We start from the raw sequence: 16,833 nt of genomic DNA, 5'->3' as shown, positions 1-16,833 counted from the left end.
GGATGGTTTCAATCTGTCCCGCGCTTCTCGCGCATTTCAGATCTGCACCGCAGATATGATTCATTCCCTGGCTGCGAAGGAAATTGGTTGCACATGGCTGATAACGCGAACCGGAAACAGCTTCTCGACCGTGTACAGGCACTGGTGGAAGCGGCGAAGAGAGCTGGTGCCGATGCTGCCGATGCGGTCGTGGTCCGCTCCCGTTCCCATGGCGTATCTGTACGGCTCGGCAAGGTCGAGGGAACCGAATCGGCGGAGAGCGATGACATGTCGCTTCGCGTTTTCGTTGGCAAGAAGGTGGCGAGCGTCGGCGCAACGGTTCATTCCGACCCCGCAATGCTGGCAGAACGCGCCGTCTCCATGGCGCGCGTTTCCCCCGATGACCCCTATCAGGGACTTGTCGAGAAGGACCGTCTAGCGACCGACTTCCCTGATCTCGACCTGTATGACGAGACGGAAGTTTCGCCCGACCGTCTGTTGCAGGACGCGTTGGAGGCGGAAGAGGCCGCCCTTGCTGTTGAAGGTGTCACCAATTCCGCCGGAGCAGGCGCGAGTGCCGGCTCCGGTGGTCTCGTCCTTGCCACTTCAGAGGGCTTCGTCGGCCAGTATACGGCAAGCCGCTTTTCCCGTTCCGTCAGCGTTATTGCAGGCGAGGGAACGGGCATGGAGCGCGACTATGACTTTTCCTCGCGCCTGCATTTTTCCGATCTCGACCCTGCAGAAGAAATCGGCCGTCGCGCCGGTGAACGGGCCGCCCGCCGCATAGGTGCGCGCAAGGTGCCGACCGGCCGTTATCCCGTGGTGTACGATCCGCGCGTGGCGCGGGGCCTGGCAGGTCACCTTGCCGGCGCGATCAATGGTGCGTCGGTAGCCCGCAAGACCAGCTTCCTGCGTGACATGATGGGCAAGAAGATCGCCTCCGACGCAATCACGATCACGGACGATCCGTTGCGCAAGCGCGGGCAGTCTTCCCGTCCCTTCGATGGCGAAGGCGTTTCGGGGGAGAAGCTTGTAATGGTGGAAAACGGGGTGCTCGCGCACTGGCTGCTCTCGTCCTCGGTCGCACGTGAACTCGGCTTGCAGACGAATGGACGTGGTGCGCGCGGCGGCACATCGGTCAATCCCACCGCGACCAATTTCGCCCTCGAACCCGGCGACACGTCCCCCGCAGACATGATCGCCGACATCAGGAACGGCTTCTACGTGACAGAGGTTTTCGGGCAGGGCGTGAACCTGGTCACCGGTGAATACAGTCGCGGCGCTGCAGGTTTCTGGATCGAAAATGGCGAACTCGCCTATCCCGTCTCCGAGGTGACGATTGCGTCCAACCTGAAGGACATGTTCCTCTCCATGCAGCCCGCCAGCGACCTTGACCGCAACTTCGGCGTGGCCGCTCCCACCATCATGATCGAAAGCATGACCCTTGCCGGTGAGTGACAGCATTCCAGCAGCCGAGGAACTTGAACTGCTCTCGCAGGCCGCTCGTGAGGCCGGTGAAATAGCCATGCGCTATTTCGGGCAGAACCCGGAAGTCTGGATGAAAGGCGGCACATCGCCCGTCAGCGAAGCGGACTTCGCCGTTGACAAATATCTGCAGGAAGTGCTGACCCGTGCGCGACCCGGTTATGGCTGGCTGTCGGAAGAAACGGCAGATGATCTCGACCGGTTGAAGGCACCGCGCACATTCGTGGTGGATCCGATCGACGGCACGCGCGCCTATATCGACGGGCGCGATGTCTGGTGCGTCAGCATTGGCCTTGTCGAAGACGGTCGCACCATTGCCGGCGTCCTGGAATGCCCGGCAAAGAAGGAACATTATACTGCAGCCCTGGGTCACGGCGCATACGTGAACGGCAAGCCCATGGCCGTGAGGCAGCGCACCGACAGGCTGGTGGTGGGCGGTCCGAACCCGATGATCAAGGCGCTGCCGGACGAGGCGAGGGACCTGATCGATGCCCATCCCTATGTACCCTCACTTGCCTATCGCATTGCGCTCGTGGCTTGCGGGACCATGGATGCAACCTTCGTGAAGCCGAACGCGCATGACTGGGATCTTGCAGCAGCCGACCTGATGCTGTCGGAAGCTGGCGGCGAGGTGCGTGACGCAAAAGGCGCAAGGCCGCGCTATGCCGGCCCTTCCCACAAGCTCTCGGCCCTGGCTGCAGGCAGCGGCGAATTTCTTGACGACATGGTCGAGGCACTCGCTCGGGTTGCGCAGAAGTAGTCCGCCGAGGCGCGAAATCGTCACGCCTGCTTTCAAAAATCAGTGAATTCATCTACATGAGCGGCACGATTATTCGTGGACTGCCATAATCTTATCCAGAAAAAGGTATGATGGGTGCCATGGCTGAGGAAAAAGAAAACAAACAGTTGCTCCACCTGGTTTTCGGTGGCGAACTTGAATCTCTGAAGGGCGCGACGTTCCGCGACCTCGATGGGCTGGATGTCGTCGGTATCTACGGCGACTACAAGTCGGCCGAGAAGGCTTGGCGCGCCAAGGCTCAGGAAACGGTAGACAACGCACATATGCGATATTTCATCGTGCATCTGCATCGCCTGCTCGATCCGGACGGCGGAACGATCGACAAGGGCTGATTACGTATGCAAGACGAGGTTCCGGCGGGAGTGCCGGTCATGAAGGTTGGGCAGGATACGCCGCGTGTGCGCCCGATGAAGGCACTGTGGCGGCGCATTCGCAAGCCGCTCGCGCGATCGCGGGTGGTCAAGCAGATCATTGCCTCCATCATGGCGCAGGCCATCCGTTTCGTCGCCTGGACCAATCCGCCCGTCAAAGGCTCTGCCGATGTCGAACCTGCGATTGCCGAATTCTCTCCGGCCATTGCCGCACTCTGGCACGGGCAGCATATTCTCGGACCGACAATCAATCCGCGCAGACACCGGCTGGTGGCGCTCTTTTCCAAGAGTGCCGATGCCGAACTGAACGCGCTCGTGGCCGAGAAGCTCGGCTTCGAAACGGTCCGCGGATCCGGTGGTCGTGCCGGCGTGCACAGCGCAAAGAAGGGCGGGGCTCGTGCCCTGATCCAGCTCAAGCGCACCATCGACCAGGGCTGCAACGTCGCCATGATCGCGGATATCCCGCATGGCACACCGCGTGAGGCGGGCCTTGGCATTGTAACACTGGCCCGCCTTTCCGGTCGCCCGATCGTCCCCGTGGCCATCGCCACCAGCCGCCGCAAGGTGCTGGAGAAGACCTGGGACAAGACGACCATCAATCTGCCATTCGGACGTCGTGCCGTGATATTGGGTGACCCCATTCACGTGCCTTCCGATGCTGATGAACAGGCCATGGAGGCCAAGCGGCAGGAGGTCACGGCTTCGCTGAACGCGGCGACAGCCAGGGCCTATCAGCTTGTTGATGCCGGATGAGCGAAATCTGGGCACGTGCGATACTAGCCACCTACCGGTGGGCGGGAGCAGCCGCCTATCCGCTGATCGGCGGCTATATCGGGTGGCGTGTCAACAAGGGCAAGGAAGACCGCGCGCGCAGACATGAACGATATGGCCGACCCAGCCGTCCCCGCCCGGCGGGTCCACTTGTCTGGGTTCATGCCGCAAGTGTCGGTGAAACGGTGGCGGTTCTTGGCCTCATCGAACATCTGCTTTCCGGCGGCATCAATATCGTCTTGACGACGGGCACGGTTACTTCGGCTTCCGTGGCATCGGAGCGTCTGGGCGAGCGTGTCATCCACCAGTATGTGCCGTTGGACCTGAAGCCGGCCGTTAACCGTTTTCTCAACCATTGGCGGCCCGATCTTGCCATTATGGCGGAATCGGAGATCTGGCCGATGACCATCCTTGAACTGGGCGCGCGCCGCATCCCGCAGGTTCTGGTCAATGGCCGCATGTCCGATCGCTCCTTCGAGAACTGGCGCAAGCGGCCTTATCTGGCTGAAGCGCTGTTCGAGAACCTCTCGCATGTGGTCGCGCAGTCCGAAGTCGACGGCGAGCGCTTTCGCAAGCTTGGATCGAGACCGGTCACGGTATCGGGAAATCTCAAGGTCGACACCGCCTTGCCGCCCGTAGAAGAGGACGCGCTGGCCTCGCTGCGCGAGGCCATAGGTGATCGCCCGACCTGGGCTGCCGTTTCCACCCATGAGGGGGAGGAAACGATCGCCGGTGAAGTGCACCAGAAACTAAAGCGCCGTCATCCAGGCCTCCTGAGCATCATCGTGCCGCGTCATCCCGAGCGCTGTGAAGTCGTCAAGGCAGCGCTTGAGGAGTTGGGCCTGAAGGTTGCCACGCGCACGAGCAAGGATCCCGTGGGAGCCGATGTGGACGTACTACTGGGCGACACTATCGGCGAGATGGGCCTATATCTGCGCCTGACGGAAATTGCCTTTGTGGGACGTTCCCTCACAGGGGAGGGCGGCCAGAATCCGCTTGAACCGGCCATGCTCGACACCGCCGTGCTTTCCGGTGCCAATGTGCAGAATTTCCGCGACAGCTACCGAAAGCTGATAAGCGGAGGCGGCGCGCGCCTGGTGCGCGATGGACAGATGCTTGCCGGCGCCGTCAATTTCCTCCTGAACAACGAGGAAAAGCGCAAGGGCATGATGGCGGCAGGTCATGCGACGGTTGCGGAAATGTCCGGCGCGCTCACACGCACGGTTTCCGCGCTGGAACCCTTCATCCACCCCCTCATCCTGCAAAGCAGGCTCGAGGGCAATCACAGGGATGGCGAGCTTTGAGCTCGGGGAGCGAGGCACCGCCCTTCTGGTGGCAGAAGCCGGACTGGCGCGCCTGGGCGCTTTGGCCCTTTTCGCTAGCCTACGGAGCCGTCGCTTCCTGGCGCATGCGCAAGGCGCCGCGTCATGAGGTCATGGCGCCGGTCCTGTGCGTCGGTAACCTGACGGTTGGTGGTGAGGGGAAGACGCCGGTCTGTATCGCGCTGGCGCACGAGGCGCTGCAACAGAACCTGAAGCCGGGCTTTCTGTCCCGGGGCTTCGGTGGCAGTTTTTCAGCGCCCCATCTCGTTGATCTCGAGCACGATAGCGCACGCCATGTGGGTGACGAACCCTTGCTTCTGGCGCGTCATGCGCCGGTCGTGGTAACGCCTGACCGGCTTGCCGGTGCAATGCGTCTTCTGCAGGAAGGCTGCGACTTCATCATCATGGATGACGGCTTCCAGAGCGCGCGCATTCACATGGATTACGCTTTGATTGTGGTCGATGCCCGACGCGGTCTCGGGAATGGTCACGTCATCCCCGGCGGGCCGATGCGGGCCCCGCTGATCGAACAACTGCGCTTTGCGACAGCTATCCTCACAATCGGCGAGGGTGATGGTGCCGCCCGTGTCGTGCGCCGCGCCTCTCGCGCTGGCCGTCCGGTCGCAGCCGCGCATATCCGTCCTCTGGAGGGTCATCGGCTTGAAGGCCGGCGCGTTGTAGCCTTTGCGGGTATAGGCAACCCGCAGAAATTCTATCGCACGCTGGAAGAGCTCGGAGCTGAAGTGGTCGCGACACGCGATTTTCCCGATCACCACGCCTTCTCTCATGACGATTTTGCGGATCTGGAAGAGCTGGCCGGGGAACACGGGGCAGAGCTTGTGACCACCGAAAAGGACATGGTGCGCCTGACCAGCGGTACTGCCGATGCGCGCGCATTTGCCGAAAAGGTGCAAGTGCTGCCGATTGAAGCGCGTTTCGAAACGCCCGAAACGCCGGCTGCGATCATACGCGAGACCGTGAATGCCGCGCGTCAAAGGAGGCTGAAGCAGCGCGGCTAGAAGCGCGGATCAGCCGCGCTTGCGCAGCTCCGGATTCATCTCGATTTCACGGGCAAGCGATGTCTGTGCGTTGATATAGGCTTCCTGGCGCTCGACGCTCCAATATTTCAGCTCCTCGATCGAAATCGGATCGCCGGTCACCGCGCAACGTACGAAGCCGCCCGGGCTCAGGACCTGGAAATCGCCGTCCAGGTAGCGGATGCGTGCTTCGCGCGCGCCGGGACCTTCAAACCTGTTCATGTCGATACGCCTCGTTATTCGCTCTTCTTGCGCCACAAAATCGGCTGGAAATCAACCCGGCTCAGCGGCGCGCGAAAAGTCGCTCGATATCCGCAAGCTTCAACTCGATATAGGTCGGCCGCCCGTGATTGCACGTGCCGGAGCCGGGTGTGGCTTCCATCTGGCGCAGAAGGGCGTTCATTTCCTCCGCCCGCAACCGCCGTCCGGAACGCACCGAGCCATGACAGGCCATGGTGGCCGCGATGTGGTCGATGCGCTCTTTCAGCGTCTCGGCGGTGTCGCTTTCGGCGATCTCGTCGGCAAGATCACGCACGAGTTTGTGCACATCCACCTCGCCCAGCATGGCAGGCGTCTCACGCACCGCCACGGCACCGGGGCCAAAGCGCTCGAGCCCCAGGCCAAGCTTCGCAAGAAATGCCGAATGCGCATCAAGCCGTTCGGCATCTTCTTCCGGCAGATCGACGATCTCCGGCAGAAGCAGCATCTGCGAGGGCAGGGGGCGCGAATGGATGGCCTGCTTCAGCGCCTCATAGACGAGCCGCTCATGGGCGGCATGCTGGTCGACAATGACAAGCGCGTCCTCGCTCTGTGCGATGATGTAGTTCTCATGCACCTGCGCGCGTGCCGCACCCAGCGGGTGCTTGAGCGCTTCCGGTTCGGGTTCGATTGTCGCTGCGCGCGCATCGGCACTTGGCGTCACCGCGCTTTCGAATGTCGCCTGCCGTGGTTCCGCAAAACCGGCAGCAACGGGTGTTACGGCTTCAAGCGGACGGCTCGGCGAAGTTTCCGCGCGCCATGGCTCGCCCGGGCGAGCGGTGTAGTCGTGACGGTAGGCAGCCGGCGAATGGGAAGCAGGTGCTTCCGCGCGCAGGAACTTGTCCATCATGGCCGAGGCACCCGTGGTCGCCGCACGCATGCCGCTCATTTCAAGCGCATGGCGGATCGCACCCACGATCAGCCCGCGCACCAGTCCGGGATCGCGAAAGCGCACATCGGCCTTGGCGGGATGCACATTCACGTCAACCAGTTCCGGATCAAGCGTCAGGAAGAGGGCGGTGACCGCGTGCCGGTCGCGCGGCAGCGCATCCATATAGGCCCCGCGTATGGCTCCCGCGATCAGCTTGTCGCGCACGGGGCGACCATTCACATAGGCGAACTGGTTGAGCGCATTGCCGCGCGAGAAGGACGGGATCGACGCATAGCCCGACAGCGCGATGCCCTCGCGCTCCGCATCGATTGGTATCGCGTTTTCGGGAAATTCCTTTCCCAGAACCTGCGCGATGCGCTGCAGGAGGCCTTCACCATCAGGTGCAACGGCTGCAAACTCGGTCGAGGAACGATCCGTGCCGGTGAGCGAAAAACGCACATCGGGATAGGCAAGCGCAATACGCTTGATCACATCCGTGATCGCGCTCGATTCCGCCCGCTCGCTCTTCATGAATTTCAGCCGCGCAGGCGTGGCGTAAAAGAGGTCGCGCACCTCCACCGTCGTGCCGCGATTGGCCGCGACCGGGCGCACGGGACCGACCTTGCCGCCATCCACCGTGATCTCATTGGCCGAATCCGCCTCAGCCGTGCGCGAGCGCAGCGTCAGCCGCGACACCGACCCGATGGACGGCAGCGCCTCACCACGAAAACCCAGCGAGTGGATCGCGTGAATATCGTCCGACAGCTTGGAGGTGCAGTGCCGCGAAACGGCCAGCGGTATTTCGTCGGGCGGGATGCCGTGACCATCATCAATGACCCGCAACAGCGACAGGCCTCCGCCGGCGGTGGCTATCTCCACGCGCGTCGCGCCGGCATCCAGCGCGTTTTCCACCAGCTCCTTGACGACGCTCGCCGGCCGCTCGATCACCTCGCCAGCGGCGATCTGGTTGATCACGGTCTCGGTCAACTGGCGAATGGTGCGGGGGGCTGTGGTCATGGCAGCGATTTTAGGCGGATTCGGGGATGGGGAGAAGGGTGGGGCAATGACGAAGGCAGCCTTCTCCCCACCTGTGAGTGGAAGGTGCGGGCGGGCGAGGGGCGGGCTCTTCCTTCGGCGACGGCGCAGCACCCCCCTCTGCCTTGCCAGGATGCGCTGCGCTATGGCTTCGCGCGTTCATCGCTGGAAAAGCCAAGTGGTTGGCTTTTCCTTGGCCGCTGGCCAAACGCTCTTCACCCCCCACAAGGGGGAGATTGGCGGTGGCGATAGCTGTGCGCTTCCTGCACCTTTGGCGATTGGCGCATCCATATCTCCGCGTGATCTCCCCCCTTGAGGGGGAGATGTCCGGCAGGACAGAGGGGGGTGCTGCGCCGACCTCCCGATGCCTTCACCCACCCCACACCCGTCATCCCGGGCTTGACCCGGGACCCATTGAGAAGCGGGGCCGGGTGCCGCAGAAGGCGCAACCGCGGGCGCGGGAGCGAGACCCGGGCCGCGCCCTGCATGTTCTTCCAATGGGTCCCGGATAGCCTGCGGCTTCCGGGATGACGGGAGTGGAGATGCGGGCTCGATCGGCTTTCCATGGGGCATGCCTCCGCTCCCGCACGGTTTGGCCGCCGGGGTGTGAACAGGTTCGGGAAGACGGGCGGCCAAAGCGTCGCGCGTCTGAAGTAGTAATGCGACCCTCAGGCCGCCCGTCCGGCCGCTGTCCCGACTATTGGCCGATCACTCGGGCGGGTCTCGCCCTGGCGGGTTCTCCGCAACCGATCTTGACACCGGCCGCCGGCCTGTCGCGGGCCCTCACAAGCCTTGAGCCACCGATGCCCAAGGGGGAGGCTGCCGCCGCCCTTCCTGATCCCCGGCTCCGGACCCGGTTCCCGACAAGGGCGATGGGGGGGATGATAGGTGAGGTGATGGGGGCGGGGATAAAATTGGGGTGATTTAATGTGGTGGTGTTGTGTTGTTGGCCGAAAGTTTGCGGGAGCATATGGTGCGGCTGGTAGGGCCGTGAAACGACTGTCGGCTTACAGGATCCGATCACGAACAGCTGACGTACATCGGCCCTAGTTGTGTTGACGATTTCCGCTCATTGCGGAACTTGGTTCAACGATCTGGTGCCGCGCTGCAGCTTCAGTCATGCGCCGCTAATTCATTCTCGCGACGAACCGAAAGAAGACGGCGCGCAGAGGCTGCCATCTTTCGATCATGCTGCTCGATCTCTCGAACAGCTTGAGCCTTTGCTTCCCGGAACTGTTGGTAGCGTTCCTTTAAGCTGAGACCGTCTGCCCGGCGCTTCACCGAGTACAACTTCTTTTTTCTTGTAGGCATCGTTGTTCTCCTCGCGAGGCACTCGCCTCGCATCTCGAGGGCTAATATGGGGTAAAAACCCCGTGCTTGTCCACAATGTTCCGAAGCTTCGTGCGGTGATCGCTCATATCGCCCGGCAGTGAGACATCACCATCTAACGTCACCGCAACAGAAATGTGCTCCGGAGGGACGTCGTTCTGGCCTTCTGGCCAACGGTTGAACGGGACAACGACCACCCATTTTCGATCATTCGGTAACATCTGTGCGCCAAGCGGTCGCTGATCCAGCCGGTGATAAATGCTGCGCTCGTGAGGAACAGTAAGGTCTAAACTGCACGGACGGCATTCTTTTACGCTACGTCCTACCAGCGACTCCCCCAAGGGTAGCAGCAGGCGAGTGTCCCTGTACCCTTCGAAACCCTTATTGCACCAGAGCGTATATGCGGCGGGAGGGCTGTCCACGAGCTTGACCTCACGCACCAGCGCAGCTCGCAACCTGCAGCAGGTGATGCCAAGGCTGTGAAGATAGACAACAACTCCGTCATGGATTTCGGTCAAGCTCTCCTGCTCAAAGCGGTAACTGTCGATCCTGAGCTCAGCAACCTTCTCTGCGTCATCCACCGCTTTCAAGTGCTTCTCAGTCTTGTCGAACTCCAAGATGCCCACATCCGGTTCCAAGGGTATCCGGATGTGGTGCTGGAGCCCGCGTGTGTTCAAAGCGGCGCCGCCAAAAACAGCGGTACGAGCCATCCTGAGCAGCAACTGAGTTCCTTCCAGCGCTCCAACTTCGTTGCCTTCCATATTACGGGTGTTCCCGTCTAGGAGTTCGCAAGTAACTATCAGGCTCTCGTTATCTAGCAGCCGCTCATCATCGAAGGTCCAAGCCGGAAGGTTTGAAACGATCCCGCCATCACAAAATTGTTGCCCTTCAATTTCAACAGGAGAGAACGCCACCGGGATACAGGCGGATGCGGCCACCGCATCTGCTACCGCAATGTCAGGCGTCCCAGCAGCGTCGAACAGTTTCATAGCACCCGAGTGAATATTCGCGGCAACGATCTTCAAGTCGGACCCGCTTTGCTCCCGCACATCACGGAAGGTGACCCTGTCACCCCTCGGGTTAATTTTCGCCTCGAAAAGCTTATCGAGAACCTGAATGACAGGTGCAATGTTCGCTACGCCCCGGAAATGGAACCATGTTTTATAAAGAGTACGAAGTACCCACACCCAGACGATGAGATAGCTAATCCACGCTCCCGAGGCGACTAGCTCAACCAACACTTTGGCCCATCCTGACCAATCCCCAGCAAGCCAGCGTCCAACATGGTAGAGCATCGGCCACATAGCCAGAAAGATCAGTATACTAAGCCACTTTGCCCGTGTTTTTCTAAGCCAACCTGTTCCTAGACCCTCAGAGCTATCAGTTCCGCCGAGCCGTTCGAGTTTCTTCCACTCATCTCCAAAAAGTTGGGCCAGTGACGTCGCGCCAGCATTGCCGATCGCCTGAAGCGCTTGGCTCTCAACTCTTCCGTCATCATGCTGCTTTACCAATTCATAGGAGGACCAGCCGACAGCAGCGAGCGCTGCGACAATTGCACCAGCCGAAGTTCCTGCGAAGCCTTTAACTTCATAATCATCGACGTTCTCGATGGCTCGAAGCGCTCCGACGTGAGCAACACCTTTTGCCCCCCCACCTTCAAAAACGCAGAATACTTTGGTGTGCATCTGTACTCATCCGTGAAAAGCGGTAGAGCAGTACAACTCGTTCGTAACGGTGTCAAAGCTCCGCAATCTTCGACTTTTTCTGCGTCCGGAAGTTTGAGCTATGTCGGCTTTGAGTGTGGGGCGAGATCGTTTTCTACAGTGCGGCTAAGGTCCGCTACCCGGCTGACAAGCTGAAGGCCGCCCGCCCCGCGCTGCAATGTGACCCAACGACTGTTTCTTGAGCGACATGCTTCGATCTCGCCCCACCGAGAAAATCCCGCAATCCGCCCCGTATTACCTTCGCACGGCGTGCAAGGAGCAGCCGCTTTTAGAACAAAGTCTAAAGCCTGCGATTGTTCGAAATGAAGGGCGCAATGCCCCACCCAAAAAATCATTTCAAGCCCGCGCCAGATTGCCCTAGTTAGCTGTATGCACCGCTCAGGCGTCGGGAGTGCAAGCGCTGGTACCGCGCAAGGCACATTCTGGCGTATGGTTTTTCCGCATTGGCGGAGGTCAGGTTAAGACCATCTGGTTGCTGACGGCTCGGGCGAGCGCAACCGCATCAGGAAGGCTTGAATGAATATGGAAGTAAACAAATCCGCGGCGAAATCATCCGGCTCGAATTTCGTCTGGGACGATCCGTTCCTGCTTGAGGAACAGCTGACCGACGAGGAGCGCATGATCCGCGATGCCGCGCGCGCCTTCGCCGCTGACAAGCTGGCGCCGCGTGTGGAGAAGGCCTATCTCGACGAGGAGACCGATCCCTCCATCTTCCGCGAGATGGGCGAGGCGGGTCTGCTCGGCGTGACGATACCGGAAGAATATGGCGGCGTGGGCGCGTCCTACGTTGCCTATGGGCTGGTCGCGCGCGAAGTCGAGCGCGTGGATTCGGGCTACCGCTCCATGATGAGCGTGCAGTCCTCGCTGGTCATGTATCCGATCCATGCCTATGGCTCTGAAGAGCAGCGCAAGAAATATCTGCCGAAACTGGCGTCGGGCGAGTGGATCGGCTGCTTCGGCCTGACCGAGCCGGATGCAGGTTCCGACCCCGGCGGCATGAAGACGCGCGCAAAGAAGATCGACGGCGGCTATCGCCTGACCGGTTCTAAGATGTGGATTTCCAACTCGCCCATCGCCGATGTTTTCGTCGTCTGGGCCAAGTCGGAAGCGCATGACAACCAGATCCGCGGCTTTGTGCTCGAAAAGGGCATGAAGGGCCTTTCCGCACCGAAGATCGGCGGCAAGCTTTCGCTGCGCGCCTCCATCACCGGCGAGATCGTCATGGATGGCGTGGAAGTGGGCGAAGACGCGCTTCTGCCGAATGTATCGGGCCTCAAGGGTCCGTTCGGCTGCCTCAACCGCGCCCGCTACGGAATTTCCTGGGGTGCGATGGGGGCTGCGGAAGACTGCTGGCACCGCGCGCGCCAATATGGCCTCGACCGCAAGCAGTTCGACAAGCCGCTGGCGCAGACGCAGCTCTTCCAGAAGAAGCTTGCCGACATGCAGACGGAAATCGCGCTCGGCCTGCAGGGCTCGCTGCGCGTGGGTCGTCTTTTCGACGAGGGCAAGATGGCGCCGGAGATGATCTCCATCGTCAAGCGCAACAATTGCGGCAAGGCGCTCGATATCGCACGCCAGGCCCGCGACATGCACGGTGGCAACGGCATCCAGATCGAATACCACGTCATGCGCCACGCGCAGAACCTGGAAACCGTCAACACCTATGAGGGCACGCATGACGTGCACGCGCTGATCCTCGGCCGCGCGCAGACGGGGCTGCAGGCGTTTTACTGAGGCGGGGTGAATATCTTTGACCGTCATCCCGGCCGACCTGCGGGAGAGCCGGGACCCATTGAGCGGCACGGCCGGTTTCCGCAAAAGGACCGGGCCGTGCTGTCGGGTGGTCGGTGAGGGCGGGGCCGTGCCCGTGATGTTCTGCCAATAGGTCCCGGATAGCCTTGCGGCTTCCGGGATGACGGGAGTAGAGGTGTTGGCGCTCTGGCAGACCCCCCTCTGCCTTGCCAGCCTGCGCTGCGCTTGCGCTCCGCGCGTTCGGGCGCTGACGGAGCCAAATCTTTGGCTCCGCCTTGGCCTGCGGCCAACCGCTACTCACCCCCCACAAGGGGGGAGATTGGCTTGCTTTTCCGTCGCACCTCCACTGGCAGGAAGGCGGGGCATCGTAACGACTAATCTCCCTCCTTGTGGGGGAGATGCCCGGCAGGGCAGAGGGGGGGTGTCTCGCGCCGCCGTCCAAACACCCCACCCCACATCTGCGCTTGAAAGATTATTGCGCGCGTGAAAATGTGTGCGCCGTGATTTCCGTTGCCTCCGGAGTGCCTGATGAGTGATGCCTTTCTGACCCATATCAAGAGTGAAATAGAAGGGCTGAAGGAGGCGGGGCTTTACAAGTCCGAGCGCGTCATCACATCCACGCAATCCGCCCGTATTCAAAGTGGCGGCAGGGATGTGCTCAATTTCTGCGCCAACAACTATCTGGGTCTCGCCGACAATGGCGAGCTTCGCGAGAGCGCGAAGAAGGCGCTGGATCGCTATGGCTACGGCATGGCTTCGGTGCGTTTCATCTGCGGCACGCAGGAGGAGCACAAGGAGCTGGAGGCGAAGATTTCGAGCTTCCTCGGCATGGAAGACACGATCCTCTATTCCTCATGCTTCGACGCCAATGCGGGCCTGTTCGAGACGCTGCTTGGGCCCGATGATGCGATCATCTCGGATGCGCTCAACCATGCCTCGATCATCGACGGCGTGCGGCTGTGCAAGGCACGGCGCTATCGCTACGCCAACAACGACATGGCCGAACTGGAAGAACGCCTGAAGGAAGCCTCCGACGCGCGTTTCCGCCTGATCGCGACCGACGGCGTCTTCTCCATGGATGGCATCATCGCCAATCTGCCGGCGATCTGCGACCTGGCGGAGAAATACGACGCCATGGTGATGGTTGATGACAGCCACGCGGTCGGTTTCGTGGGCGAGCATGGCCGCGGCACGCCGGAATATTGCGGTGTGGAAGGACGCGTGGACATCATCACCGGCACGCTCGGCAAGGCGCTTGGTGGCGCATCCGGCGGCTACACCTGCGCGCGCAAGGAGGTCGTGGAATGGCTGCGCCAGCGCTCGCGGCCCTATCTTTTCTCCAACACGCTTGCACCGGTGATTGCGGCGGCATCGCTGAAGGTCTTCGACATCGTGCAGAACGGCGCGAGCCTGCGCCGGCATCTCTATGACAACGCGACGCGCTTCCGCACGGGCATGGAAAAGCTGGGCTTCACGCTGGCGGGGGCCGATCATCCGATCATTCCGGTGATGGTGGGCGACGCCGCACTGGCCTCGAAAATGGCCGATCGGCTGCTGGATCACGGCATCTATGTGATCGGCTTTTCCTTCCCCGTCGTCCCCAAGGGCCAGGCGCGCATCCGCACGCAAATGTCGGCCGCGCATTCCTCAGCCGATATCGATCGTGCAGTGGAAGCTTTCGGTGCCGTGGGGCGGGAGCTTGGGGTGATTGGATGACGGCACGCGGCACGCCCCCCTCTGGGCTGCCGCCCATCTCCCCCACGAGGGGGGAGATCAGCTGTCATTGACGCCGAGCATCAAAGAAGAGGCACGGCACATCAACGAACAATCTCCACCCTTGTGGGGGAGATGCCCGGCAGGGCAGAGGGGGGTAGCCTTGAGCACCGCCTCCGACAACTTGAAGAACAAGGACCAACCCATGTCCAACATGATGAAAGCCCTGGTGAAGTCGAAGGCGGAGGAAGGCCTTTGGATGGAACGTGTGCCGGTGCCGGAGATCGGCCCGAATGACGTGCTCATCAAGGTGAAGAAATCCGCCATCTGCGGCACCGATGTTCATATCTGGAACTGGGACCAGTGGGCGCAGAAGACCGTGCCGGTGCCGCTGGTGACGGGTCATGAATTCATGGGCGAGGTGGTCGAGGTCGGCTCGGCCGTCAGCGAATACAAGCCCGGTCAGCGGGTTTCGGGCGAGGGGCACATCGTCTGCGGCCACTGCCGCAACTGTCGCGCGGGGCGCGGGCATCTGTGCCGTAATACGCTGGGCGTCGGCGTTCAGCGGGCGGGCACCTTCGCCGAATATGTCTCGCTGCCGCAGCACAATGTGGTGCCCATCCCCGATGATGTGCCTGACGAGATTGCAGCCATCTTCGATCCGCTGGGCAATGCCGTTCACACCGCACTTTCCTTCGACCTCGTGGGCGAGGACGTGCTGGTGACGGGCGCCGGGCCCATCGGCATCATGGGTGCGCTGGTGGCGCAGAGTGTCGGTGCGCGCAAGGTCGTCATCACCGACATCAATCCGGGCCGGCTGGAGCTTGCGAGGAAAGTTGGTGTTCAGCACACGGTGAACGCGGCGGAGGAAAAGCTGCCCGACGTGATGACACGTATCGGCATGACGGAAGGGTTCGATGTGGGGCTTGAAATGTCCGGCGCCGCACCGGCCTTCCGCGACATGATCGACGCCATGAACAATGGCGGCAAGATCGCCATTCTGGGCATCGCGCCGACCGGATTCGAGATCGATTGGAACAAGGTCATTTTCAAGATGCTGACGCTGAAGGGCATCTATGGGCGCGAGATGTTCGAGACCTGGTACAAGATGATCGCGCTGGTGCAGGGCCCGCTCGACGTCTCCGGTATCATCACCCACCGCATCGGCATCGACGACTACAAGGGCGGCTTCGAAGCCATGCGCTCCGGCACGGCCAGCAAGGTGGTTATGGATTGGGAGTAACCGGCATTGCCGACGGTGCCGAGTGAAAGAAAACAATTTCCCTCGTGAGTTGATACTTCGAATATCTGTTACTGTGCGCTGATGTTGCAGCTTGGTAACTGAAGTCTTCTTCTGAAGGGGACTTCTCGCACCTTGCGTCAGCACATCCGGCCATTTACCGCCAGGCACGAACCGCGCGGGCATGCCATCTCTCATCTGAAGTCGGGATTTGGTGCCATGCTTGGCATGGCGCTGGTCGGTACCCTGTCTACTCTTACCGGCCTGCCCCTGCTCATTGCACCCCTTGGTGCGACCGCGGTGCTGCTCTTTGGTCAACCCTCAAGCCCGCTGGCGCAGCCGATGAATATCTTCGGTGGCTATCTCATTGCAGCTATAGTCGGTGTTGGCGCGATGGCGCTGTTTCCTGCAGCCTGGTGGGCAGCGGCATGTGCGGTGGGTATCGCGATCGCTCTGATGTTGATGCTGCGGGTAACCCATCCACCGGCAGGTGCGCTGCCACTGGTGGCGACGGCCATACCGTTCCAGGGTCAGGAACTGTTCGTATTTGTGTTGATCGGCTGCATCAGCCTTGTCTCGCTCGCACTTGTGCACCACTGGCTGCCGCCGCGTGTGCAGTATCCCACGCGGATCGATCGGGAAGGCTAGCCTTTCTGTCTGGTCACAATGCGTTCCATTGCAGCAAGGCCTGTGGTCAGTTCCGCTTGCTCGGCAGCTTCAAGTGCTGCAAGCAATTTCCTCTCATAGTCTTTCGCCAGCGGCACCAGGGCGCGATAGGCGGCAGTGCCCGATCTGGATAGTTGCAGATGTTCCACGCGCCGGTCCGAAGGGTCTGTTTCGCGCAATAGCCACCCGCGCCTTTCAAGCTCCGCAACCGCCCGACTGACCTTCGTCTTGTGCATGGCCGAATTCGCGCCGATCTGCGTGGCGGTCATCGTGCCGTATTGGCCAAGTGCGGCGAGTGTGCGCCATTCGGGCCGGGTAAGCCCGTAACGCTCGCGATAGATGCGGGAGAAGTCGCGACTGACAGCCTCGGCCAGCCTGTTGAGACGGTAGGGCAGGAAATCCTCAAGAACCAGAATATCATCAGCCATGGCGGGCGCCTCCCGTTGATAGTTACATTTTCAACGGTTACGAATGTAACGAA

At 61.2% G+C, this 16,833-nt stretch carries 15 protein-coding genes; 10 read left to right on the top strand and 5 right to left on the bottom strand.

Annotated elements, in window-relative coordinates; translation table 11 throughout:
• The first annotated feature begins 93 nt into the window (after positions 1-93).
• The 6 genes from EL18_RS09670 to lpxK all read left to right on the top strand — a co-directional run bounded on the left by EL18_RS09670 (position 94) and on the right by lpxK (position 5,746).
• On the top strand, positions 94-1,437 hold the full coding sequence (locus tag EL18_RS09670; RefSeq protein ID WP_036482315.1) for a TldD/PmbA family protein: 1,344 nt from the start codon (positions 94-96) through the stop codon (positions 1,435-1,437).
• Positions 1,424-2,224: a 3'(2'),5'-bisphosphate nucleotidase CysQ gene (locus EL18_RS09665; protein ID WP_036482312.1), complete on the top strand. Its 801-nt coding sequence runs from the start codon at positions 1,424-1,426 to the stop codon at positions 2,222-2,224. Before EL18_RS09670 ends, EL18_RS09665 begins: the two co-directional genes overlap by 14 nt.
• A gap of 119 nt (positions 2,225-2,343) precedes the next feature.
• Positions 2,344-2,595, top strand: a complete 252-nt coding sequence (locus EL18_RS09660) for a DUF4170 domain-containing protein (RefSeq protein ID WP_036484456.1) — start codon at positions 2,344-2,346, stop codon at positions 2,593-2,595.
• A gap of 39 nt (positions 2,596-2,634) precedes the next feature.
• Positions 2,635-3,387, top strand: coding sequence for a lysophospholipid acyltransferase family protein (locus EL18_RS09655; RefSeq protein ID WP_244444546.1), 753 nt, complete (start codon positions 2,635-2,637; stop codon positions 3,385-3,387).
• Positions 3,384-4,709, top strand: coding sequence for a lipid IV(A) 3-deoxy-D-manno-octulosonic acid transferase (gene waaA / locus EL18_RS09650; protein WP_036482307.1), 1,326 nt, complete (start codon positions 3,384-3,386; stop codon positions 4,707-4,709). Before EL18_RS09655 ends, waaA begins: the two co-directional genes overlap by 4 nt.
• Positions 4,706-5,746 carry a tetraacyldisaccharide 4'-kinase gene (gene lpxK / locus EL18_RS09645; RefSeq protein ID WP_036482305.1) on the top strand — a complete coding sequence of 347 codons (1,041 nt, stop codon included), beginning with the start codon at positions 4,706-4,708 and terminating at the stop codon, positions 5,744-5,746. Before waaA ends, lpxK begins: the two co-directional genes overlap by 4 nt.
• 9 nt (positions 5,747-5,755) lie before the next feature.
• Here the strand turns inward: lpxK and EL18_RS09640 are convergent, their stop codons facing one another.
• From EL18_RS09640 to EL18_RS09625, 4 genes are all read right to left on the bottom strand, one after another.
• Positions 5,756-5,986 carry a DUF2093 domain-containing protein gene (locus tag EL18_RS09640; RefSeq protein ID WP_036482302.1) on the bottom strand — a complete coding sequence of 77 codons (231 nt, stop codon included), beginning with the start codon at positions 5,984-5,986 and terminating at the stop codon, positions 5,756-5,758.
• A 61-nt stretch (positions 5,987-6,047) separates the two neighbouring features.
• Positions 6,048-7,910 carry a DNA mismatch repair endonuclease MutL gene (gene mutL, locus EL18_RS09635; RefSeq protein ID WP_036482299.1) on the bottom strand — a complete coding sequence of 621 codons (1,863 nt, stop codon included), beginning with the start codon at positions 7,908-7,910 and terminating at the stop codon, positions 6,048-6,050.
• Between the two features lie 1,131 nt (positions 7,911-9,041).
• Positions 9,042-9,239 (bottom strand): hypothetical protein, encoded by a 198-nt coding sequence (locus EL18_RS09630; RefSeq protein WP_036482297.1) that lies wholly within the window; start codon positions 9,237-9,239, stop codon positions 9,042-9,044.
• Positions 9,240-9,280: 41 nt separating this feature from the next.
• Positions 9,281-10,942, bottom strand: coding sequence for a patatin-like phospholipase family protein (locus tag EL18_RS09625; protein ID WP_036482294.1), 1,662 nt, complete (start codon positions 10,940-10,942; stop codon positions 9,281-9,283).
• 561 nt (positions 10,943-11,503) lie between these two features.
• Here EL18_RS09625 and EL18_RS09620 point away from each other — a divergent pair.
• From EL18_RS09620 to EL18_RS09605, 4 genes are all read left to right on the top strand, one after another.
• Positions 11,504-12,715 (top strand): acyl-CoA dehydrogenase, encoded by a 1,212-nt coding sequence (locus EL18_RS09620; RefSeq protein WP_036484452.1) that lies wholly within the window; start codon positions 11,504-11,506, stop codon positions 12,713-12,715.
• A gap of 546 nt (positions 12,716-13,261) precedes the next feature.
• Positions 13,262-14,449 carry a glycine C-acetyltransferase gene (locus EL18_RS09615; RefSeq protein WP_036482291.1) on the top strand — a complete coding sequence of 396 codons (1,188 nt, stop codon included), beginning with the start codon at positions 13,262-13,264 and terminating at the stop codon, positions 14,447-14,449.
• A 202-nt stretch (positions 14,450-14,651) separates the two neighbouring features.
• Positions 14,652-15,689, top strand: coding sequence for an L-threonine 3-dehydrogenase (tdh, locus tag EL18_RS09610; protein WP_036482289.1), 1,038 nt, complete (start codon positions 14,652-14,654; stop codon positions 15,687-15,689).
• 132 nt (positions 15,690-15,821) lie between these two features.
• The gene (locus EL18_RS09605; RefSeq protein WP_036482286.1) at positions 15,822-16,334 is read left to right on the top strand and encodes an HPP family protein; all 513 of its coding nucleotides are present in this window, start codon (positions 15,822-15,824) and stop codon (positions 16,332-16,334) included.
• Here EL18_RS09605 and EL18_RS09600 read toward each other — a convergent pair.
• Complete coding sequence (locus EL18_RS09600) at positions 16,331-16,780, bottom strand: MarR family winged helix-turn-helix transcriptional regulator (RefSeq protein ID WP_036482284.1); 450 nt, start codon at positions 16,778-16,780, stop codon at positions 16,331-16,333. The genes EL18_RS09605 and EL18_RS09600 overlap by 4 nt on opposite strands.
• Between the last annotated feature and the right edge of the window lie 53 nt (positions 16,781-16,833).

Source organism: Nitratireductor basaltis (assembly GCF_000733725.1).
GTDB lineage: Bacteria > Pseudomonadota > Alphaproteobacteria > Rhizobiales > Rhizobiaceae > Chelativorans > Chelativorans basaltis.
Note: the sequence above shows the minus strand (reverse complement) of the source record. Positions and strands in the feature narration are given on the sequence as shown.

Coding starts and splice junctions, on each gene's coding strand:
- EL18_RS09615 (WP_036482291.1), top strand. CDS start 13,262: ATGAGTGATGCCTTTCTGACCCATATCAAGAGTGAAATAGAAGGGCTG.
- EL18_RS09660 (WP_036484456.1), top strand. CDS start 2,344: ATGGCTGAGGAAAAAGAAAACAAACAGTTGCTCCACCTGGTTTTCGGT.
- EL18_RS09625 (WP_036482294.1), bottom strand. CDS start 10,942: ATGCACACCAAAGTATTCTGCGTTTTTGAAGGTGGGGGGGCAAAAGGT.
- EL18_RS09600 (WP_036482284.1), bottom strand. CDS start 16,780: ATGGCTGATGATATTCTGGTTCTTGAGGATTTCCTGCCCTACCGTCTC.
- EL18_RS09630 (WP_036482297.1), bottom strand. CDS start 9,239: ATGCCTACAAGAAAAAAGAAGTTGTACTCGGTGAAGCGCCGGGCAGAC.
- mutL (WP_036482299.1), bottom strand. CDS start 7,910: ATGACCACAGCCCCCCGCACCATTCGCCAGTTGACCGAGACCGTGATC.
- EL18_RS09655 (WP_244444546.1), top strand. CDS start 2,635: ATGAAGGTTGGGCAGGATACGCCGCGTGTGCGCCCGATGAAGGCACTG.
- waaA (WP_036482307.1), top strand. CDS start 3,384: ATGAGCGAAATCTGGGCACGTGCGATACTAGCCACCTACCGGTGGGCG.
- EL18_RS09670 (WP_036482315.1), top strand. CDS start 94: ATGGCTGATAACGCGAACCGGAAACAGCTTCTCGACCGTGTACAGGCA.
- EL18_RS09640 (WP_036482302.1), bottom strand. CDS start 5,986: ATGAACAGGTTTGAAGGTCCCGGCGCGCGCGAAGCACGCATCCGCTAC.
- tdh (WP_036482289.1), top strand. CDS start 14,652: ATGTCCAACATGATGAAAGCCCTGGTGAAGTCGAAGGCGGAGGAAGGC.
- EL18_RS09620 (WP_036484452.1), top strand. CDS start 11,504: ATGGAAGTAAACAAATCCGCGGCGAAATCATCCGGCTCGAATTTCGTC.